A 20,073-nucleotide genomic window follows, 5' to 3' on the forward strand; every position below is an offset into this window, starting at 1 on the left:
AGGGGCACGCCCGCCCACGGCTGGCCGGGCTCGAGTTTGCGGGCGGCCAGGGCCGGCAGCGGTGTCTTCCAGGCTTTGCTGCGGGTCGGGTCGTCGGCCAGCTCGCGGTAGCGGCGCAGGGCCTCGCGCAGGCTGGTGTAGGGCAGCTGGGCCGGGGCGGCGTCGGTCACCACATCAGCCAGCCGATTGGCGGCCAGCGCTGCGCGCAGGATAGCGGCCGGGTCGAAGCGGTCGAGGCTGGCAGCGCCGCCGTTCTCGCGCACGGCCTTGGGCGGCAGGCGCCCGAAGTGCAGATCGGACAGAAAACGCTGCAGCGCGTTGGTCAGCGCGCCGTCGAGGGAAGCGAGATCGGCCTCGGGCAGGCTGGTGCCGCCCTCCAGCGCGGTGAGCACCTGACGCAGGCCACCGGCGTCGTAGTCGTCGGCATCGAGCCCGTCGTCGGGCGCCTTGAGGAGGAGATCGACTGCCGTCCAGGCGGTGTTGCGGGGCCGGCCGGCGTCAAACCACTGCAGCCCTGCCTCGCCATTGGCGGCGCAGGCGAGGCCGGACACCGCCATCAGGGCGGCCAGCAGCCCGTGCCGGATGCGCAGCGGGCGCATCTGCAGAGGCCGGAAGAGAGACACAAACATCGCGGGATGAAGCTTTCATGTGTTCGAGGCGCGACAGGTTACCCCGAGCGCCCCCGCAATGCACGGCACCGCGACGCTCCGCCACAAACCTAGGCCGTGCGCGGGGTGCCCGCCGGTGCCGCGCCGCCGGCCCGCTCCACCAGCCACAGCACGCCGAACAGCAGCGTACCCACCACCATCACGCCGGAAGCCAGGTAGAAGCCCGCCGCGTAGCTGCCCTGCTGGCCCGCCAGCAGGCCGGTGATGGCCGGCGCGCCGATCTGCGCCACGCCGTAGGCGGCAGTGAGCTTGCTCATCAGCTTGGCCGGGCGGGTCGGGTAGAAGCGCCCGGCCATCGCCATCACCAGGCTCACGATGCCGGCAAAGGTGCCGCCGAACAGCACCGCGCCCGCCAGCGCCGCCAGCAGCCCGTCGCCGATCACCGGCAGCAGGATGCCGAAGGCCTGCAGGCCACTCGCCAGGGTCAGCGCCTGAAGCTGGCCGATGCGGCGGGCGATCAGATCCCACACGATGCAGGCCGGCGCCGCCGCCACGCCCGCCACCAGGAACACCAGCGCGCCCTTGCCGGCCATGCCCGGCAGGCTGCCCACCTGGGCCACCATGAAGGTCGCGCTGACCACGAAGCCCGCGCCGGCGCAGAAGTAGGCGAGCATCATCAGCAGCAGAAAGACTCGGCCGGGCGGCTTGTCCTGCATGTGGGCGCCGCTACCGGCGAGCGGGGTCACGTCGGGCCGCGGCAGCCAGCGCCAGGCGGGGATCGCCACCAGCGCGCCGAGGGCCGCCAGCGCGAACCACTGGGTGCGCCAGTCGAGCCACAGGCTCAGTAACGCCACCACCGCCGACACCCCGGCGATACCCAGGCCGATGCCCGAAAAATGGATGCCCAGCTCGCTGCGATGCCGGTTGCGCATGAGCCAGTTCATGATGAGCCCGGAGCCCAGCAGCATGCCGCCGGCGGTGGACAGCCCCGCCGCAAAGCGCGACACCGCCCACACCAGTTCACTGGTGGACAGGCCCATCAGCACCGTGCTCGCCACCGCCAGCACCATGCTGGCCCGGTACAGGCGATCCTTCAGGGCAAGGCTGCTGATGGTCATCGCCAGCAGCGCGCCCGACAGATAGCCCGCGTAGTTGATCGCCGCCAGCCAGCCGCCGGCGGCCACGCCGAGGCCGGCCTGTTCGCGCATCAGGGGCAGCAGCGGGGTATAGGAAAAGCGGGCGATGCCCAGGAACAACAGGAGGCCGAGGATGCCGGCCGTGAGGACTTTCAGCCGCTGGCGGTCTTCGTCGTTCATGAATGTGTCTCCAGTAAGGCTGAGGGCGCGGCAGCGCATGCGCCGGGTGCATGCGTTCCTACGCCGGGAACGCACCGTTTCAGCTTGATTATTGTCGGCGGAAGGCATACAAGCAAACGCTGAATCTTCATCCAACGAATGCGAAATCCGCATGCAGAACCCGATCCGACAGCTCACCTGCCTCGCCCCGTTGCAGGGTTTCGAGGCCACCGCCCGCCACCTGAGCTTCACCCTCGCCGCCGCTGAGCTGTGCCTCACCCAGTCGGCCATCAGCCGTCAGGTGCAGGCTTTGGAAGAACAGCTGGGCGTGCCGCTGTTCGTGCGCGGCCATCGCAAGCTCACCCTCACCCCGGCGGGCGAGGCGATGCTGGCGAGCATTCAGGAGGTGTTCCGCACCCTCACGCGCACCGTCGAGTCGATCCGCGTCGGGCAGCGCCGGCCGGTGACGCTGTCCACCACCATCGGCATCGCGGCCCTGTGGCTGGTGCCGCGCCTGTCACGCTTTCTGGCCGAGCACCCGGAGATCGACGTGCGCATCTCGGCCAACAACCGGCTGGTGGACATCCAGCGCGAAGGCATCGACCTGGCCCTGCGCTACGTGATGGCCGACCCGCCGCCGCCGGCCAGCCATCTGCTGTTTGGCGAGGACATCTTTCCGGTGGCGACGGCCGAGGTGCTGGGCGAGCTGGCGGTGCGTCCGGCCCGGGCGGAGGACATCGCCCGGCTCACCCTGCTCAACTACGATGATTCGACCCCCGAGCCCTGGCTGGAGTGGTCGATCTGGCTGAAGAAGCTGGATCTGGCCGACGTGCAGCCCAAGGCGGTGCTGCACTTCAACCACTACGACCAGCTGATCGCCGCTGCGGTGGCCGGCCAGGGCGTGGCCCTGGGGCGCAGCGTGCTGCTGGCCGAGCACCTCGCCAGCAGGCGCCTGCTGCCGATGGCCTGCGGCTACCGGCATGTATCGCAGCGGGCGTACTTCCTGGTCGCGGCCTCGGGCGATCCACGACCCGAGGTGCGGCTGCTGTCCGACTGGCTGCGGGTCGAGGCCTTCGCCAGCCAGCGCTGAGAGGGATCAGCCGATCAGATTGACCGCCGCCCGCAGACCCAGCAGGTAGCTGTCGGGCCCGAAGCCGCAGATCTGCCCCTTGGCGATCTCGGCCAGCACCGACTGGTGGCGGAAGGCCTCGCGGGCGTGGATGTTGGACATGTGCACCTCGACGATGGGCGCCTTGAGGATCGCCAGCGCATCGCGCAGGCCATAGCTGTAGTGGGTCCACGCGCCGGCGTTGATGACCACCGCCGCCACGCCCTCTTCAAAGGCCCGGTGGATGCGCTCCACCATCTCGCCCTCGTGGTTGGTCTGGAAGCATTCCACCTGCACGCCCAGCTCAGCGCCCAGGGCCACCACCGCGGCGTCGATCTCGGCCAGCGTGGCCGTGCCGTACTGGGCCGGGTCGCGCTTGCCGAACATGTTGAGGTTGATGCCGTTGAGCACGAGGATGGTCTTCACTTGAACTGTCCTTTTAACGCTGAAATTGCCGATGCGGGCCGGCGTGTCATTTGACCAGAGTGACCGGGATGCCGGCGAGCCGGGAGACCTCCCGCGCCACCGAACCGAGCAGCATCGCCGCCACCGCGCCGCGGCCGTGGCTGCCCATCACGATCTCGTCGATGGCCTGCTCGCCGGCAAAGCGGACGATGGCGGCGGCCGGCTGGTCGTCCACCACCACGTGGGGAATCGGCGCATGGCCGGCGGCCTCGAGCACGGCGCGGGCCTCGGCCAGGGCCTTGAGGCCTTCATCGCGATGAAAGTCGCGCAGGGCCTCGTGGTTCACGAACTGGCCCACGTCCTGGCTCACCGGCCGCTGGATGTTGATAAGGTGGATCTCCGGCGCCGTCAGGCCCGCGTCGATCCGGGCCAGCAGGGCGTCCGCCACGCGGCGCGACACCGGAGAGCCGTCGATGGGCAGCAGGATGCGGGTCATGGCTTTCCTTTCGCGGCGGGCTCGCCGGCAGCGGCCTCGCCCAGATCGAGTTCGAGGGTTTCGCGTTCGACTTCGGTGGCGCGGGCAGCGAGCAGCCGGCCCACCAGCACCACCAGCACCGCGCCGGCCACCGGCAGCACGCGATGCAGCCACGGCGCGTGGGCGTCGATCCACGGGCCGAGCATCAGGTCGGTGACCAGCATCTCGCCGGCCACGAAACCCAGCAGCGCCGCGCCGCCCGTCACCACGATCGGGAAGCGCTCCATCAGCTTCATCAGGAAGGTGCTGGAGAACACCACCAGCGGGATCGACAGCCCCAGGCCGAAGATCAGCAGCGCCAGATTGCCCTTCGACGCCCCGGCGATGGCCACCACGTTGTCCATGCTCATCACCAGATCGGCCAGCATGATCGTCTTGATCGCCGCCGCCATGCCCGACACCACCGCGCCGCCCTCGCCGTCGCTCTCGTCCTCCGGCACCAGCAGCTGCACCGCGATCCACAGGAGCAGCAGCGCCCCCGCCGCCTTGAGCAGCGGCAGCTGCAACAGCTCGGCCGCCACCACGGTGAGGGTGACGCGCATCGCCACCGCCGCCGTGCTGCCCCACATCACCGCGCGCTTGCGGTCGGCGGGGTTGAGGCCCCGCGCCGCCAGCGCAATCACCACCGCGTTGTCACCCGACAGCACGATATCAATACCCACGATCTGGATCAGGGCGATCCAGAAGGCGTGGTCGAACAGCATTTCCTGCATGATTCCTTGTCCCCGGGCCAAACACGCGCCCGCTGCGCCGCCCGGCAAGCCGCCGGGCGCAAAGGTGGAATTGTAGAGGCGAAGCGCCCGCCCCGCGCCCCCTGCGATGGCCTGGCAGCGCCACGGCGGTGCCGGTGCTACGCTTTTTACAATTGCGAACCGTTCTCAGCGAGGCCCGCCATGAACAACGCCTTCCCCCTCAAGCCCGACTGGCTGTGCGAGAAACCCGGCGTGTACGACACCGGCACCGGCGCCATCCGCAGCATCGAGGACAACCCGGGCTTTCCCGGCATCCAGCGCGTCACGGTGCAAAGCTACTGCGGCCGCGAAGAAGACAACTGCCGCTACTTCCGCCTCACCGCCGATCCCCGGCGGCGCTTCGCCACCCTCGAAGCCGCCCTCGCCGCCCGCCCGGTGCGGCTCACCTGATGCCTGCCAAAGCCTTGTCGGGTTCGCGACACGAACCCGACGTCCAAAATCGCCCCACATATAAATCAGTGACTTAGCGCCTGGCATCGGCCTTGCTAGATATCTGGCAAGGAGGCCGAACGCCATGAAGCAGCCCTTTGTCACCATCAACGATACGACCCTGCGCGACGGCGAGCAGTCGGCGGGCGTGGCGTTCTCCCTCGACGAAAAGCTGCACATCGCCCGCCAGCTCGACGCCATCGGCGTGCCCGAGCTGGAAGTCGGCATCCCGGCGATGGGCGCCGAGGAGCGCGAATCCATCCGCGCCGTGGCCGACCTCGGCCTCGAGGCCCGGCTGATGGTGTGGAGCCGCATGCACGCCGCCGACATCGACGCCTGCCGCGACCTGGGCGCCGACCTCATCGACATCTCGGTACCGGCATCCGACCAGCACCTCGCCCACAAGCTGCGCCGCCCGCGCCAGTGGCTGCTCGACGAGCTTCCCCGCTACGTGGCGATGGGCCTCGACCTGGGCCTGGATGTAGGCATCGGCTGCGAGGACGCCTCCCGCGCCGATCCGGACTTCCTGGCCCAGCTGGCCGAGACTGCCGAACGCGCCGGCGCCCGCCGCCTGCGCTTTGCCGACACGCTGGGCGTGCTCGAACCCTTCGGCACCTTCGAGCGCATCGCCCACCTGCGGGCGCGCACCGGCCTCGAGATCGAGATGCACGCCCACGACGACCTGGGCCTCGCCACCGCCAACACCCTGGCCGCGTGCAAGGCCGGCGCCACCCACGCGAACACCACCGTCAATGGCCTTGGCGAGCGGGCCGGCAACGCCCCGCTGGAAGAAGTGGTGGTCGGCCTCGAGAAGCTCCACGGCATCCGCACCGACATCGACCTGAAGGGCTTCCTGGCCCTGTCGAGCAGCGTCGCCCACGCCTCGGGCCGCGACGTGCCCTGGCAGAAGAGCGTCGTCGGCCCCGGCGCCTTCACCCACGAGGCCGGCATCCACATCGACGGCCTGCTCAAGCACCCGGACAACTACCAGGGCTTCGACCCGGTGGACGTGGGCCGCAGCCACCGCATCGTGCTCGGCAAGCACTCCGGCCCCCGCGCGGTGCAGGTGGTCTATGCCGGCCTGGGGATCAGCCTCGGCGACGCCGAAGCCAGCGCCCTCCTCGGTCACATCCGGCTCTTCGTCGCCGCCCACAAGCATTCGCCCGACGTGGCCGACCTGCACGCCCTGCTCGCCTCGGCCCGGAGCCACCGCCATGTCTGAATCGATCACCATGACCCCGCCTACCCTCGCCGCGCAGCCCGCCCTGTGGACCCTGCTCAAGGAAGACCTCGCCTGCGTGTTCCAGCGTGATCCGGCGGCCCGCTCCACCATCGAGGTGCTGACCACCTACCCGGGCGTCCACGCCATCCTCGCCCACCGCATCTCCAATCGCCTGTGGCAGGCCGGCTGGCGCTATCCGGCGCGCTTCCTGTCCTTCGTCGGGCGGCTCGTCACCAACGTGGACATCCACCCCGGCGCCACCATCGGCCGGCGTTTCTTCATCGACCACGGCGCCTGCGTGGTGATCGGCGAGACTGCCGAAGTGGGCGACGACGTGACCCTTTACCACGGCGTCACCCTCGGCGGCACCTCGTGGAACCGCGGCAAGCGCCACCCGACGCTGTCGAGCGGCGTGGTGGTGGGCGCCGGCGCCAAGATCCTCGGCCCCATCACCATCGGCGAGCGCGTCCGCGTGGGCGCAAACTCGGTGGTGGTGCGCGACGTGCCGGCCGACCGTACCGTGGTCGGCGTACCCGGCCGCATCGTCAATACCCGCGCCGCCGGTAACCGGGCCGACGACGGCATCAACCTCGATCACAACGTGCTGCCCGACCCGGTCGCCAAATCCATCTCCTGCCTCGTCGAGCGCATCGACCAGCTGGAGCGCGAACTGGCCCTGCTCCGGCACGACGCCCCGCCCGCCGACCACAGCGGCCAGTGCGCCGTCTGCTCCGCCGGCGACCTGTGCTGCGAAAACCCCGAAATCCACTGACCTATCATGGACCTGCTCGACTTCTCCGACTGCGAACTGTATTTCGACGTGCCGATGCCCGCCGCGGCCGAGCAACTGCTCGCCCAGGCCTCCGCCGAATACGGCGACCCGTCGGCCGAAACCGCCCTGCTGCGCGCCCACCTGCTGGCGCCCGAGAACCTCACGGTGCTGGTCGGCCTGTATCGCTACTACTTCTACCAGCACCGGCTCGACGACGCCCTGCAGGTGGCCGAGCGCGCGATGCAGCTCTCCGGCCATCACCTGGAGCTGCCCGACAACTGGGAAAAGCTCGACGAAGCCTGGCTGGCCCACGCTGCAGCCAAGTCCTTCGGGCTGCTGCGCTTCTACCTGCTGGCCCTGAAGGCCGCCAGCGTGGTGCTGCTGCGCCTGGGGCGGATCGACGATTCGCGCCGGCGCCTGCAAAAACTGTCGTCCCTCGACAGCCGCGACCAGCTGGGCACCGCCCGCCTGCTGGAAGTGGTGGCCATCTACGAATCGCCGGCCACCGACGAAGAAACACCCTCAACCGATGACCTTGCCCTAGCCTGAGGAGGCTGCCATGGAAGACACGCTGACCCTCGCCGAAGCCATGGAAGAACTGGTTTCCGCCGAAGACTTTCTCGACTACTTCGAAGTGCCCTACGAGGCTTCGGTGGTGCACGTGAACCGCCTGCACATCCTGCAGCGCTTCCACGACTACCTGGCCCGCCAGGTGCCCAACATGCCGCCCGAAGAGGACAAGCAGCGCGGCATCTACCGCCTGTGGCTGGAGCGCGCCTACCAGGATTTCGTGGTCTCCAACTCCCTCACCGAGAAGGTCTTCGCGGTGTTCCAGACCGTCTCCAAGCCCGACGGCGGCATGGAATCCTTCGTATCCATCGACAAGGTCTTCGTCCAGTAACGAAGCCCGCCGGGAGGAAGCACCATGATGAACGCCCGCTGGGAATACGGCGAAGCCGTGCGCCTCACGCGCAACGTGCGCAACGACGGCACCTACCCCGGCCTCGACCCCGGCGCCCCGCTGGTGCGCCGCGGCAGCATCGGCTACGTGGTGGATGTGGGCACCTTCCTGCAGGATCAGGTCATCTACTCGGTGAACTTCCTGGATGAAGGCAAGATCGTCGGCTGCCGCGAGGAAGAGCTCATCGGCGCCGACGAAGCCTGGACGCCCTCGCGCTTCGAGTTCCGGGACAAGGTAAAGGCCACCCGCCAGCTCGCCGTGGGCGGCGAGGTGCTCGTCAAGGACGGCGCCATCGGCGAGGTGATGAAGGTCATCCGCGACGCCCCGGGCGGCGTGGCCTACCACATCCACTTCGACGACCTGCCCGGCCGGGTGCTGCAGATCCCCGAGAGCATCCTGGAGGGCGCCGGCCGCAACACCGCCGACGAGGACGAGGGCTGAACCATGCACGACGCCTACCTTCAGCTCAAGCTCGCCTGGGAACTCTTCCAGACCGCACCGGGCGAGCTGGACGACGCCCAGCTGAGCCGTGTGACCGAGGTGCTCAGCCGCCAGTACGGCATCGAGCAACGCATCCTCGAAAGCGACGAAGCCGCCCAGGTGGTGGTGCCCGCCGCCACCGTCGCCGCCCGCCTGGGCGAAATCCGCCAGCGCTACACCGACCCGGACGCCATGGCCCAGGATCTCGCCCGCAGCGGGCTCGACGAAGCCGGCCTCGAAGAAGCCGTCTCCCGCGATCTGCGCATCGAGGCCGTGCTCGAACGCATCGCCGCCGCCGTGCCCGACGTCACCGCGGTGGACGCCGAAATCTTCTACCGCATGCACCCGGAAGCCTTCGACCGCCCCGAAACCCGCCGCCTGCGCCACATCCTCATCACCTTCGACAGCCGCAAGGACAAGGCCGACGCCGCCGCCCGCCTCGAAACCCTGCGCCACACGGTGAAGGACGCCGACGCCTTCGGCAAGGTCGCCCTGCGCCACTCCCAGTGCCCCACCGCGATGGAAGGCGGCAAGCTCGGCACCGTGAAACGCGGCCAGCTCTTCCCGGAACTCGAACCCGCCGCCTTCGCGCTGGAGACCGGCGAGATCAGCCCCGTGCTCGAATCGCCCATCGGCCTGCACATCATCCTGTGCGAGGAGATCCTGCCCTTCGGCATCCCGCCCTTCGAGGAAGTCCGCGACCGCATCATCGAACGCCTCGGCGACAAACGCCGCCAGACGGCCCAGCGGGACTGGATCAAGGGCCTCGGCGCCCGGCGCTGAGCCGCCACCGGCGCACCCTCCCGGGATAGCCTTGGCGATCCTCCGGGGCATTCGCACGTGGCTGCCAAATCCTTCCACGCGGTGCTCACTTCCGGGTTGAATGGCGCGATGCGAGGCGGGATAATCCGTCAGCTTGACGCAAGCCACCGCACGCCCCGCGGCCCCGGAACCCTGCCTTCCGTCATCCGGGCCGATCGGCAGATTGGCGTCTATGCTGAAACGAAACGCCGGGTTCACGCGTCGGCACGCAAGCGCGCCTAGCCCGCCGCCACGGATCGCGTTTCCCGAAGGATCTGCAGGAGTGCCATGATGAAGAAGCTCCCTGTCTTGCTGCTGTGGCTGTCCACCGCCGTACTCGCCCAGTCGCCCACCGTGCGCATCTGCGACGATCGCGGCTGCGAGGACCGCCCGCGTGACGCCGTCACCTTCAATCCCAACGCCACGGGCGACTCGGCCGCCGAACAGCAGGCCGCCCGGCTCATCGCCCTCGCCGAGAAAGACCCCCGCGCCGCCTACGATCTGGGCCTGCGCTACTTCCGCGGCGACGGCGTGCGCCAGGACAGCTACCAGGCCCTCAAGTGGATGCGCGACGCCGCCGAACGCGGCTACCTCAAGGCCCAGACCGCCGTCGGCCGCCTCTACCTGATGGGCCTCGAAGAGATGGGCTCCGACCCCGCCGAAGCCGAAAAGTGGCTCTCCATCGCCGCCGGCCGGGGCGACAAGGAAGCAAAGGCCCTGCTTTCCCAGGCCACCAGGGCCAGGCAGGACGAAGTGGCCTACCGGCGCTGGGTGGATTCCCAGAAAGCCATCTGGAACAGCTACTGGATGGACAGGTACCAATACGAATGGCAATGGCGCAACGGCGGCTGGTACGACAGCCGCGCCTACGGCCGCCGCTACTGAAATCCCAGGCTTGCGCCCCCGGGCCGCGCCACAACACCCAACAATCTTCTTCCTAAGGATGAGTGCCGATGCTGAACACTAAACTGACCTCCCTCGCCGGCGTGATCGTCGCCTCCCTGGCCCTCGGCGGCTGTGCCAACAACCCGCTGGCCGGTGGCTCCATCAGCACCGGCTCGTCCGACGCCACCGCGGTGAGCGGCGCGGCCGGCGGCGGCACCAGCGCCGGCGCCAACGCCAACCTGGAGCGCTGCCCCGCCCCGCTGGGCACCCTGGCGGTGGATGACGGCCGCGGCAAGGAGTGGTTCGCCAGCTTCGGCGCCGCCACCAAGGTCACCACCATCGAGCCGCTGATCCGCCTGGCGGTGCAGCAGTCCAACTGCTTCGTGATCACCTCGATCGGCAACGCCCGCACCGAAAGCAAGCTGTCGGCCATCACCGACAAGCAGCGCAACTCGGGCGAGTTCCGGGCCGGCTCCAAGCAGCAGAAGGGCCAGCGCGTCGCCGCCGACTACTACATGGAACCGTCGATCATCATCGACAACTCCTCCACCGGCCGCATGGCCGGCGCCCTGGGCGGCCGCCTGGGCGCGGGTGGCGCGCTCCTCGCCGCCGGCCTCGAGAGCAAGGTCTCGGTGGTCACCATGACCATCTTCGACATCCGCTCGGGCGTGCAGCTGGCCATCTCCGAAGGCAACGCCACCGCCACCAACTTTGGCGCCGCACTCGGCGGCTTCGGCCCCGGCGCCGCCGCCGGCCTGGGTGGTTTCTCCCAGACCCCGGAAGGCAAGGCCACCGTCGCCGCCTTTACCGACGCCTACAACAAGATGGTCGTCGCCCTGCGCAACTACAAGGCGCAGGAGGTCAAGGGCGGTCTTGGCCGGGGCGGTCAGCTCAAGGTGAATTAACTTGAACCCGGCGCCAGACGGAACATCGTTCCAATAAAAAAGCCCTGCCAATCCGGCAGGGCTTTTTTACCATCAGGCGATCACTTGCCCAGCATGGCCACCAGGCCGGACAACGCCTGGCCGAGGTCCACGTCACCCTCGGGCACCTGGCCGTTCGGGGTCAGTTGATCGACCACCTGAGGCAGCACGTTGGCGATGTGGCCGGCGACCTGTTCGGTCGGGATGCCGAGCTGGGCGGCCAGATCGCCCAGTTCGCTGCCACCGAAGATCTGGCCGATCTGATCGGCGCTCACCGGAAGGTTCTGGCCAGTGCCGACCCACGACGCGGCCTGCTCACCCAGGCCAGCCTGGCCGAGCCGCGCCAGCAGACCGCCAAGGCCACCCTGGCCGTTGTTCTGGAGCAGATTCATCACCAGCTGCAGCAGGGCAGCTTGACCACCGCCACCTTGCTGGCCGCCGCCAGCCAGCGACCCCAGAACCTGACCTGCCAGTTGATCGAGCAAACCCATCGTGAAGCTCCTTCTTTGAGTGTTGTTTCGGGAAATCCTGCCGGCCCGCCGCAGCGGGAATGTGTGGCAGCGGCGTAACACTTTACGCGCTCCCTGCTACCCGGGTGTAAGGCTTTGTGGAATGGAGACACAAGCGTGACAAACCGCAAACCACGCACCGGTACGGGTAAAATCCGGGTTTTGGCTTTCAAGCAGCTCACACCATGACTCAGGACGAACTCAAGCAACAGGCGGCGCTGCGTGCCCTCGATTACATCGTCGAAGGCAGCATCGTCGGTGTCGGCACCGGCTCCACGGCCAACTTCTTCATCGATGGCCTGGCCACGATGAAAGACCGCATCGCCGGCGCCGTGGCCTCGTCCGAAGCCTCGGCCAAGCGCCTTGCCGGGCACGGCATCCGCCTGTTCGATCTGAACGACGTGGACCAGATGCCGGTGTACGTTGACGGCGCCGACGAGATCGACGCGTCCCTCGCGATGATCAAGGGCGGTGGCGGCGCGCTCACCCGCGAGAAGATCGTCGCGGCGGTGGCCGACAAGTTCATCTGCATCTGCGACGCCACCAAGCGGGTCGAATGCCTGGGCCGCTTTCCGCTGCCCGTCGAGGTGATCCCGATGGCCCGCGCCCAGGTCGCCCGCCAGCTCGCGGCGCTGGGCGGCCGCCCGGTGCTGCGTGAAGGCTTCGTCACCGACAACGGCAACATCATCATCGACGTGCATGGCCTGCAGATCGCCGATCCGGCAGCCTTCGAGACCACCGTTGACGGTATCGTGGGCGTTGTCACCAACGGCTTGTTCGCCCGTCGCGGCGCCGATGTGCTGCTGCTCGCCACCGCCGGCGGGGTTGTCACCTACGAACGCACTTGAAACAAAAACGTCATGAACCGCTGTTAATCTGCTGCGCTTACCAGCCTTAGGATTTTCAATGAACGAGCACACCTCCAAGAAGTTCGATTCCGAACTGGAAGGAATCCGCAACCGGGTTCTCCAGATGGGCGGGATGGTCGAGTTGCAGATCGTGAAGGCGATGGAAGGGCTTTCCGACGGCGATCCGCTGCTGATCGATCAGGTCATCGAAAACGACAACCGGGTCAATCTGCTCGAGATCGAGCTGGACGAAGCCTGCAACCAGGTCATTGCCAAGCGCCAGCCCACCGCGGTCGACCTGCGCATGGTGAGCACCGTCCAGAAGACCATCACCGACCTTGAGCGCATCGGCGACGAGGCGAAGAAGATCGCCAAGACGGCCAAGCAGCTGCACAGCAACGGCTCGCCCTTCATGCCGCAGATCCGCCTCGGGCACATCGCCGACGCGGTGGTGGACATGCTGCGCACCGCGCTGGACGCCTACGCCCGCCTCGACACCGTGGCCGCCGCCCAGGTGGTGCGCCACGACAAGGAGGTGGATGCCGAGTTCAAGGGCATCATGCGCCAGCTCATCACCTACATGATGGAAGACCCGCGCACGATCTCCCAGGCCATCGAGCTGATGTTCGTCGCCAAGTCGGTCGAGCGCATCGGCGACCACGCCAAGAACATCGCCGAGTACGTGGTGTACATGGTCAAGGGCCGCGACGTGCGCCACACCAGCCTCGAGGAAATCGAGCGGGAAGCCACGCGCTGATCCATCTGGCCGTCGGTCAGTCAGTCGGGGGACGGTTTTCCGTCCCCCGATTCATTTTGTATCGCAGATTTCATCGGGCATGCGACTTGCTCCACCGTCGGGGTCATCCACCCGACTGTTAGAATCGGTGTTTCAGCCGATCTCCGAACGCCACTGCCATCATGCCGCTCAAGTTCGAACTCCTGCAGGCCGACGAACACTCCCGCTACCTGCTCCGCGGAAAGACCGACATCCTCTACAACCTGCGCAGCCTCGTGCAGAAGCGCGCGATGATCAGTGCCTTCATCGACGCCAGCGCCGACTCCTTCCTCACCGCCATTCTGGACGTCAATCCGGACAACGACACGCTGATCCTCGACGCCGCCAGCAGCGACGTGATCAACGACCGCGTGGATGGTACCGAGCAGCTGATCTGCGTCACCCAGCTCGACAAGATCAAGATCCAGTTTGCCGCGACCAGGCCCGTGCGCATCAACCACGAAGGCCACACCGCCTTCCGCATCGCGCTCCCCGAGGTGCTGCTGCGCCTGCAACGCCGCGAGTACTACCGGCTGATCGCCAGCAACCCCCACAGCCTCAGCTGCCTGATCCCCGTGAGCAGCGGCGGCGAGAAGCGCATGGTGTCGATGGAGGCCACCGTGCTCGACATCAGCAGCGGCGGGCTGGCGATCCTCCTGCCGCCGAACGAGCCGACCCTGGAGCCGGAAACCATCCTGACCGACTGCCGCCTGATGCTCCCCGAGACGGGCCCGATCGTCACCTCGCTGCGGGTGCGCAACATCTTCCGCATCACCAACCGGGACGGCAGCACCATGCTCCGCGCCGGCTGCGAGTTCACCGACCTCCCCGCCAGCATGGCCTCGACGATCCAGCGCTACATCCTCAAGGCCGAACGCGAGCGCAACGCCCGCGAACGCATCCGTTGAGTCCCGCGCTCACGCACAAAGACAAAAGCCGGCTTTCGCCGGCTTTTGTCTTTGAACCCTGAACTGCCGTCACACCGACATGTTCATGATGTCCTGATAGGCGGTGACGAGCTTGTTGCGCACCTGAACCATCTGCTGGAACGACAGGTTGGCCTTCTGCAGATTGACCATCACGTCCTGCAGATTGACGTTCGGATCGCCCGCCGAGAAGCCCTTGGACATTTCCTGGGCCTGCATCTGGGCGGAGCTCACCTGGTCGATGGCGGTTTGAAGCACCTGACCGAAATCGGTCTCGCCGGCGGCCTGGGCCGATTGGGCGGACTTGCCCGACGCCACCTGCGAAGTGGCGCGAAGCTCCGACAACATCTGATCGATTCCGCGGGTATCCATGATCCTGCTCCTTTGACTCGACTATAGCAGAGCAAGTGACGTGCCACAGAGCACAAGGTGCGCATCAGCCGCTGAAAAGCCCTTCCTCGCGGTACTGCTGGAGCTTGTAGCGGAGGGTGCGCTCGGAGATGCCAAGCTGCGCCACGGCTCGCTTTCGCGACCCGCCGACCTCTTTCAGCACCTGCAGGATGTGCTCCCGCTCCAGATCCTTCATGTTGGCCGGGCGAGCGGCTTCGCGGGCTTCGGCAGCGGCATCGACGGCAGAAATTGCCGGCTCCACGGCAAACGGTGCCGGCATCGTCGCCGGCGGCGGCACCACCATCCGCACCGGCTCGCCGTTCCAGTGGGGCAGGCACAGGCGGATTGTCTCGCCCGACACGGCCTGACCGCTGCTGAGGATCAGCGCCCGCTGGACGGTGTTTTCCAGCTCACGCACGTTGCCCGGCCAGTGATAGGTGAGGAGCACCTCCTCGGCCTCGGGCGACAGGCGCCCCACGCGCTTGAGACGCACGCCATGCAGCAGCGCGAAATGCCGCGCGAGGGGCACGATGTCGCCGGGCCGCTCGCGCAGCGACGGGATCGCCAGCGGGAACACGTTGAGGCGGTAGAACAGATCCTCGCGGAAACGGCCGGCGGCCACTTCCTTGCTCATGTCGCGGTTGGTGGTGGCCAGCACGCGGATGTCGAGCGGAATCGCCTTCTTGCCGCCCACCCGCTCCACCTCGCGCTCCTGCAGCACGCGCAGCAGCTTGGCCTGCAGGCCCAGGGGCATCTCGGAGATTTCGTCCAGCAGCAGCGTGCCGCCCTCGGCCTGCTCGAACTTGCCAGCCTGGCTGCTGGCGGCGCCGGTGAAGGCGCCCTTCTCGTGGCCGAACAGGGTGGCTTCGAGGAGCGTGTCGGGGATCGCCGCGCAGTTGATGGCCACGAAGGGGCCGCTGCGGCGGGAGGAGTGTTCGTGCAGGTAGCGGGCAAAGACTTCCTTGCCGGTGCCCGACTCGCCGTTGAGGAGCACCGTGGCGTCGGTCTCGGCCACCTTGTCGGCCAGGGCCAGCAGCTTGCGGGTGTGGGGGTCGGCGGCAATCATGTCGTCGTCGCGCCGGGTGACGGCGTAGCGCTCGACGTGTTCGAGCAGCACCTTGGGCTCGAAGGGCTTCATCAGGAAGTCGCAGGCGCCGCCGCGCATGGCGTCAACGGCCTTCTCGACATCGCCGAAGGCGGTCATCAGCAGCACCGGCAGCTGGGGCAGACGCTGGCGCAGCTCGGCCAGCAGCTGCAGGCCGTCCATCGGCTGCATCTTCAGGTCTGACAACACCAGGTTGAAGGCCTGCTTTTCCACCTCGGACAGGGCCGCCGGGCCGTCGCCGACGCCGGTCACCGCGTGGCCGGCGACCTCGAGGGTCAGGCACACGGCGTCGCGCAGGGGCGCATCGTCTTCGACTACCAGGATGTTGAGGGCTTCGGGCATGGGACGTCTCTCTAAAGCGGGGTGCAACTGGGCGAGCCGGGCGTCAGCCGCCCATGGCGAGGGTCAGCGAAAAAACCGTGCCACGACCGGGTTCGGAATCGATGCCGATGTCTCCCCCGTGGGCCCGGGCCACGCCCCGCGCGATCGCCAGGCCCAATCCTGTTCCGTCGGGCCGGGTGGTAAAGAACGGCTCGAAGAGCCGCGACTGTAGTGCCGGATCAATGCCGCGGCCGTTGTCGGCCACCGTAAAGCGGGTAAGCGCGCCGTCCAGCCGGGCCTCGAAGCGGATCACGCCGCCGGCATCCAGCGCCTGGACGGCGTTCTCGAGCAGGTTGGTGAGGGCGCCGGCGATGGCCTTGCGGTCGCCCACCACCTGGGTGTCGCCGCAGGCGCAGGCGGATTCGAGGGTCAGCCCCTTGGCGCGGGCCAGGGGCTCGAGGGTGTGGGTGAGCTCGGCCACCAGATCGCAGATGCCGAAGGGCTCGCGGCCGAGGGTTTCGCCACGGGCAAACAGCAGCATGTCGCGGATCAGCTTTTCGAGATGGCGCAGGCGCTCCATCGCCCGGTTGCCGATGCGCTCCCGGTCGGCGGGGCCCATTTCCTGCTGCACCAGGTTGGCGGTGTAGAGCAGCGCGGCCGACAGCGGCGTGCGCAACTGGTGGGCCAGCCCGGCGACCATCTCGCCCATCGCGGCGAGGCGCTCGTTGCGTTCGGCAGCGAGGCGCATGCGGTGGGCGTCGGTCACGTCGGTCAGCAGCACGATGTGGCCGTCGCCGGATTCGAGCGCGGCGTCGTCGCGGGTGAGGCGACGGGTTTCGGCGCCCGATCCGAGCTGCCATTCGCCCGGGGTTTCGGTGGGCGCCAGGCGGGCGGCAGAAAACGCCGCCCAATCCACGCCGGCCAGCGGCGCCTCGAACATCGCCTCGACGGCCCGGTTGGCCTGAACCACGCGGCCGTCCCGGTCGAGCACGACGACGCCCGCCGGCAGCGCGCCCATCAGCACGCTGAGACGTTCGGTCAGCTGACCAACCTGCGTCTGCAGGCCGGCGTAGGCACCGGTCAGGGCCTCCGACGCCTCGCTGAACTGGCGAAAGGCTTCAGCCAGCTGGCGGGCGTCGAGACGGTCTTCGGTGGCGGGCAGGTTCATGAAGGGCACGGGGCGAAATTCACCGGTTCGCAGCTTAGGCCCGTCGGCGGCAAGCCAAGGCGGCAAATAGGCGGCAAAAACTGCTGCTAATCCTGCCCTTGATCGGATTGCGCCTCGCCGAGAATGCGAGCATCCGTAAGAGGGGAATGTTTCCATGGCAGCAGAAGACGCCGCCGTCGCTCCACCGCCGCCCGCCTCACCGTTCACTCAGGTGCTGGAGAACATCCGCAATCTGTCGCAGCGCCAGAAGCTCGCCGCGGGCGCCGCTTTGGCCTTCGCCATTGCGCTGGTCGTCGGCGTGCTCCTGTGGAGCCGGCAGCCGGACTACGCCGTGCTGTTCTCCAACCTCGCCGAGAAGGACGGAGGCGCCGTCGTGGCCAGCCTCCAGCAGCAGAACATCCCCTACAAGTTCTCCGACAACGGCAACGCGATCCTCGTCCCCGCCGCCAACGTGCACGACCTGCGCCTGCGCCTCGCCGCCCAGGGCATTCCCAAGGGCGGGCTGGTGGGCTTCGAGCTGATGGAGAACCAGAAGCTCGGGCTGTCGCAGTTTCACGAGCAGGTCAATTACCAGCGCGCCCTCGAAGGCGAGCTGTCGCGCACCATCTCGGCGATCGCCAGCGTGGCCGGCGCCCGGGTACATCTGGCTATCCCCAAGCAGACCGCCTTCCTGCGTGACGAGCAGAAGCCCACCGCCTCGGTGATGGTGAACCTGCACACCGGCCGCGCCCTCGACCCCGGCCAGATCGCCGGCATCGTGCACCTCATCGCGTCCAGCGTGCCCCAGCTCACCAACGAAAACGTGAGCGTGATCGACCAGGACGGCACCCTGCTCACCAAGAAGCCGGACCCGCTGCGCACCAACCTCGACGCCACCCAGATCAAATACACCCGCGAGCTGGAGGAGGGCTACATCGAGCGCATCAACGCCATCCTCACGCCGCTGTTCGGCAAGGGCAACTTCCGCGCCCAGGTGTCGGCCGACGTGGATTTCAACGTCACCGAGCAGACCGCCGAGACCTATCGCCCCAACCCGTCGCCCGAGCAGGCGATCCGCAGCCAGCAGAGCAACGAGAGCACCACCCGCGAACAGGCCGCCCAGGGCGTGCCGGGCGCGCTCACCAACCAGCCGCCGGTGCCGGCCACCGCCCCGCTCACCACCCCGCCGGTCGGCGGTGCTGCCGGCCCGAACCAGCAGCCGCCCCTCAGCACCACCAAGAGCGCGACCATCAACTACGAGGTGGACAAGACCATCCAGCACACCCGCAAGGCGCTGGGCCAGATCCGCCGGCTGTCGGTGGCGGTGGCCCTCAACCAGAAGGAAGAGAAGGACAAGAACGGCGTCGCCAAGCCGGTTCCGCTCACGGATGAAGAGCGCAAGCGCGTCGAGGATCTGGTGCGCGACGCGGTGGGCTACAGCAAGGACCGCGGCGACACCATCAGCGTGGCCAGCAGCCCCTTCGTGGCCTCCGACAAGGATCAGCTCGAGACGCCGATCTGGAAGGACCCGGACAACGTCGCGCTGTTCAAGGAGCTCATCAAGTATCTGGTCATTGCCGGGGTGATCGCCTTCGTGGCCTTCGGCGTGATCCGCCCGCTCCTGAAGCAGGTCATGCCGCAACCGGAAACCAAGGAAGAAGAAGCCGCGGCCGAGGCCGCTGCCGCTGGCGAGGAAGGCGAAGAGGGCGAGGAAGGTGAAGAGGAAGGTGCCGAAGTAGCCCTGTCGCCCGAAGCCGCCGCGCGCCTCGCCTACGAGGAGAAACTCGCCAAGGCCCTGGCCCTGGCCAAGGACAACCCGCGGATGGTCGCCAACCTGATCAAGGAATGGATGGGAAGCAATGAGCAGCAACGATGAAGGGCTGGAAAAGAGCGCCCTGCTCCTGCTGACGCTCGGCGCCGACGAGGCGGCCGAAGTGCTGAAGCTGCTCGGCCCGAAGGAAGTCCAGAAACTGGGCGCGTCGATGGCGGGCATGACGGCCCAGCCCCGGGAGCGGGTCGAGGGCATCCTCGACGAGCTGATCGTCTTCTCCGAGAAGGGCTCGCCCATCGAGGCCGACCACGAGCACATCAAGGCCATGCTCACCAAGGCCCTCGGCGACGAACGTGCCAACCACCTGATCGGCCGCGTGCTGCAGGGCTCCGACACCGCCGGCATCGAAAGCCTGAAGTGGATGGACGCCGCCACCGCCGCCGATCTCATCAAGAACGAACACCCGCAGATCATCGCCACGATCCTGGTGCACCTGGAGTTCGACCAGGCCGGCGAGATCCTCAAGCACTTCACCGACCGCCTGCGCAACGACGTGCTGCTGCGCATCGCCACCCTCGACGGCGTGCAGCCGGTGGCCCTGCGCGAGTTGAACGAAGCCCTCACCCGCATGCTGGCCGGCGCCACGACGGTCAAGAAGACCGCCATGGGCGGCGTGCGCCACGCGGCGGACATCCTCAACTTCGTCGGCTCGGCCGCCGAGACGGCGATCCTCGACAACGTGCGCGAATACGACCCGGACCTCGCCCAGAAGATCCTCGACGAGATGTTCGTGTTCGAGAACCTCATGGACCTCGACGACCGCGGCATCCAGACCCTGCTGCGCGAAGTGCAGAGCGACTCGCTGGTCATCGCCCTCAAGGGCGCGCCGCCCGAAATGCGCGAGAAGATCTTCAAGAACATGTCCCAGCGCGCCGCCGAGATGCTCCGCGAGGATCTCGAATCCCGCGGCCCGGTGCGCCTGTCCGAGGTCGAGGCCGAGCAGAAGGAAATCCTCAAGACGGCCCGCCGTCTGGCCGAGGAAGGCCAGATCGCGCTGTCCAGCGGAGGCGGCGACGATGCCTTCGTGTAAAGGCGGAGCGCTGCA

Annotated in this window: 24 protein-coding genes; 15 read left to right on the plus strand and 9 right to left on the minus strand. The window is 67.8% G+C overall.

The annotated features are described in order from the left end of the window. A partial coding sequence (locus QQK25_RS10550) for a L,D-transpeptidase scaffold domain-containing protein (RefSeq protein WP_498027232.1) occupies nucleotides 1-599 on the minus strand: 599 nt, incomplete at its 3' end. A gap of 119 nt (nucleotides 600-718) precedes the next feature. Further along, nucleotides 719-1,924 (minus strand): YbfB/YjiJ family MFS transporter, encoded by a 1,206-nt coding sequence (locus QQK25_RS10555; RefSeq protein WP_284187886.1) that lies wholly within the window; start codon nucleotides 1,922-1,924, stop codon nucleotides 719-721. Nucleotides 1,925-2,075: 151 nt separating this feature from the next. Between QQK25_RS10555 and QQK25_RS10560 the strand changes: the two genes are divergently transcribed. Further along, nucleotides 2,076-2,993 (plus strand): LysR substrate-binding domain-containing protein, encoded by a 918-nt coding sequence (locus QQK25_RS10560; RefSeq protein WP_284187887.1) that lies wholly within the window; start codon nucleotides 2,076-2,078, stop codon nucleotides 2,991-2,993. 6 nt (nucleotides 2,994-2,999) lie between these two features. Here the strand turns inward: QQK25_RS10560 and aroQ are convergent, their stop codons facing one another. The 3 genes from aroQ to QQK25_RS10575 are packed head-to-tail and all read right to left on the minus strand — an operon-like array spanning nucleotide 3,000 to nucleotide 4,664. Then, on the minus strand, nucleotides 3,000-3,437 hold the full coding sequence (gene aroQ / locus QQK25_RS10565) for a type II 3-dehydroquinate dehydratase (RefSeq protein ID WP_153162420.1): 438 nt from the start codon (nucleotides 3,435-3,437) through the stop codon (nucleotides 3,000-3,002). A gap of 46 nt (nucleotides 3,438-3,483) precedes the next feature. Then, the gene (locus tag QQK25_RS10570) at nucleotides 3,484-3,912 is read right to left on the minus strand and encodes a universal stress protein (RefSeq protein ID WP_284187888.1); all 429 of its coding nucleotides are present in this window, start codon (nucleotides 3,910-3,912) and stop codon (nucleotides 3,484-3,486) included. Then, a complete protein-coding gene (locus tag QQK25_RS10575) occupies nucleotides 3,909-4,664 on the minus strand; it encodes a TerC family protein (RefSeq protein ID WP_284187889.1) in 756 nt (251 codons plus the stop codon). Before QQK25_RS10575 ends, QQK25_RS10570 begins: the two co-directional genes overlap by 4 nt. A gap of 180 nt (nucleotides 4,665-4,844) precedes the next feature. Between QQK25_RS10575 and QQK25_RS10580 the strand changes: the two genes are divergently transcribed. From QQK25_RS10580 to QQK25_RS10620, 9 genes are all read left to right on the plus strand, one after another. Then, nucleotides 4,845-5,093 (plus strand): hypothetical protein, encoded by a 249-nt coding sequence (locus QQK25_RS10580; protein ID WP_153162422.1) that lies wholly within the window; start codon nucleotides 4,845-4,847, stop codon nucleotides 5,091-5,093. A 124-nt stretch (nucleotides 5,094-5,217) separates the two neighbouring features. After that, entirely contained in the window at nucleotides 5,218-6,354 is a 1,137-nt protein-coding gene (gene nifV, locus QQK25_RS10585; RefSeq protein ID WP_284187890.1) for a homocitrate synthase, read from the plus strand. Further along, nucleotides 6,347-7,126, plus strand: coding sequence for a serine O-acetyltransferase (cysE, locus tag QQK25_RS10590; protein WP_284187891.1), 780 nt, complete (start codon nucleotides 6,347-6,349; stop codon nucleotides 7,124-7,126). The genes nifV and cysE overlap by 8 nt, the downstream gene beginning before the upstream one ends. 6 nt (nucleotides 7,127-7,132) lie before the next feature. Then, the gene (locus QQK25_RS10595) at nucleotides 7,133-7,675 is read left to right on the plus strand and encodes a hypothetical protein (RefSeq protein WP_284187892.1); all 543 of its coding nucleotides are present in this window, start codon (nucleotides 7,133-7,135) and stop codon (nucleotides 7,673-7,675) included. 10 nt (nucleotides 7,676-7,685) lie between these two features. Beyond that, a complete protein-coding gene (gene nifW, locus QQK25_RS10600) occupies nucleotides 7,686-8,027 on the plus strand; it encodes a nitrogenase-stabilizing/protective protein NifW (protein ID WP_284187893.1) in 342 nt (113 codons plus the stop codon). 24 nt (nucleotides 8,028-8,051) lie between these two features. Then, on the plus strand, nucleotides 8,052-8,528 hold the full coding sequence (locus tag QQK25_RS10605; RefSeq protein ID WP_284187894.1) for a nitrogen fixation protein NifZ: 477 nt from the start codon (nucleotides 8,052-8,054) through the stop codon (nucleotides 8,526-8,528). 3 nt (nucleotides 8,529-8,531) lie between these two features. Further along, nucleotides 8,532-9,350, plus strand: a complete 819-nt coding sequence (nifM, locus tag QQK25_RS10610) for a nitrogen fixation protein NifM (protein WP_284187895.1) — start codon at nucleotides 8,532-8,534, stop codon at nucleotides 9,348-9,350. Nucleotides 9,351-9,659: 309 nt separating this feature from the next. After that, nucleotides 9,660-10,253, plus strand: coding sequence for a tetratricopeptide repeat protein (locus tag QQK25_RS10615; protein ID WP_284187896.1), 594 nt, complete (start codon nucleotides 9,660-9,662; stop codon nucleotides 10,251-10,253). A 68-nt stretch (nucleotides 10,254-10,321) separates the two neighbouring features. Further along, complete coding sequence (locus QQK25_RS10620; protein ID WP_284187897.1) at nucleotides 10,322-11,158, plus strand: hypothetical protein; 837 nt, start codon at nucleotides 10,322-10,324, stop codon at nucleotides 11,156-11,158. Nucleotides 11,159-11,238: 80 nt separating this feature from the next. Here the strand turns inward: QQK25_RS10620 and QQK25_RS10625 are convergent, their stop codons facing one another. Next, the gene (locus QQK25_RS10625) at nucleotides 11,239-11,667 is read right to left on the minus strand and encodes a YidB family protein (protein ID WP_284187898.1); all 429 of its coding nucleotides are present in this window, start codon (nucleotides 11,665-11,667) and stop codon (nucleotides 11,239-11,241) included. A gap of 203 nt (nucleotides 11,668-11,870) precedes the next feature. Here QQK25_RS10625 and rpiA point away from each other — a divergent pair, with 203 nt between their 5' ends. The 3 genes from rpiA (at nucleotide 11,871) to QQK25_RS10640 (ending at nucleotide 14,216) form a co-directional block, all read left to right on the plus strand. Next, the gene (gene rpiA, locus QQK25_RS10630) at nucleotides 11,871-12,533 is read left to right on the plus strand and encodes a ribose-5-phosphate isomerase RpiA (protein WP_284187899.1); all 663 of its coding nucleotides are present in this window, start codon (nucleotides 11,871-11,873) and stop codon (nucleotides 12,531-12,533) included. A 58-nt stretch (nucleotides 12,534-12,591) separates the two neighbouring features. Continuing rightward, on the plus strand, nucleotides 12,592-13,290 hold the full coding sequence (phoU, locus tag QQK25_RS10635; protein WP_153162435.1) for a phosphate signaling complex protein PhoU: 699 nt from the start codon (nucleotides 12,592-12,594) through the stop codon (nucleotides 13,288-13,290). 161 nt (nucleotides 13,291-13,451) lie between these two features. Beyond that, nucleotides 13,452-14,216 (plus strand): flagellar brake protein, encoded by a 765-nt coding sequence (locus tag QQK25_RS10640; RefSeq protein WP_284187900.1) that lies wholly within the window; start codon nucleotides 13,452-13,454, stop codon nucleotides 14,214-14,216. Nucleotides 14,217-14,285: 69 nt separating this feature from the next. Here the strand turns inward: QQK25_RS10640 and fliE are convergent, their stop codons facing one another. The 3 genes from fliE to QQK25_RS10655 all read right to left on the minus strand — a co-directional run bounded on the left by fliE (nucleotide 14,286) and on the right by QQK25_RS10655 (nucleotide 17,218). Continuing rightward, entirely contained in the window at nucleotides 14,286-14,606 is a 321-nt protein-coding gene (fliE, locus tag QQK25_RS10645) for a flagellar hook-basal body complex protein FliE (protein ID WP_153162437.1), read from the minus strand. A gap of 64 nt (nucleotides 14,607-14,670) precedes the next feature. Continuing rightward, entirely contained in the window at nucleotides 14,671-16,071 is a 1,401-nt protein-coding gene (locus QQK25_RS10650) for a sigma-54-dependent transcriptional regulator (RefSeq protein WP_284187901.1), read from the minus strand. 43 nt (nucleotides 16,072-16,114) lie between these two features. Beyond that, the gene (locus QQK25_RS10655; RefSeq protein WP_284187902.1) at nucleotides 16,115-17,218 is read right to left on the minus strand and encodes a sensor histidine kinase; all 1,104 of its coding nucleotides are present in this window, start codon (nucleotides 17,216-17,218) and stop codon (nucleotides 16,115-16,117) included. 154 nt (nucleotides 17,219-17,372) lie between these two features. Here QQK25_RS10655 and fliF point away from each other — a divergent pair, with 154 nt between their 5' ends. Then, nucleotides 17,373-19,073: a flagellar basal-body MS-ring/collar protein FliF gene (gene fliF, locus QQK25_RS10660; protein ID WP_284187903.1), complete on the plus strand. Its 1,701-nt coding sequence runs from the start codon at nucleotides 17,373-17,375 to the stop codon at nucleotides 19,071-19,073. Next, nucleotides 19,057-20,058: a flagellar motor switch protein FliG gene (fliG, locus tag QQK25_RS10665; RefSeq protein WP_284187904.1), complete on the plus strand. Its 1,002-nt coding sequence runs from the start codon at nucleotides 19,057-19,059 to the stop codon at nucleotides 20,056-20,058. The genes fliF and fliG overlap by 17 nt, the downstream gene beginning before the upstream one ends. Nucleotides 20,059-20,073 lie beyond the last annotated feature (15 nt).

Origin of the sequence: Zoogloea oryzae (assembly GCF_030161255.1) — a bacterium.
Classification (GTDB): Bacteria; Pseudomonadota; Gammaproteobacteria; order Burkholderiales; family Rhodocyclaceae; genus Zoogloea; species Zoogloea oryzae.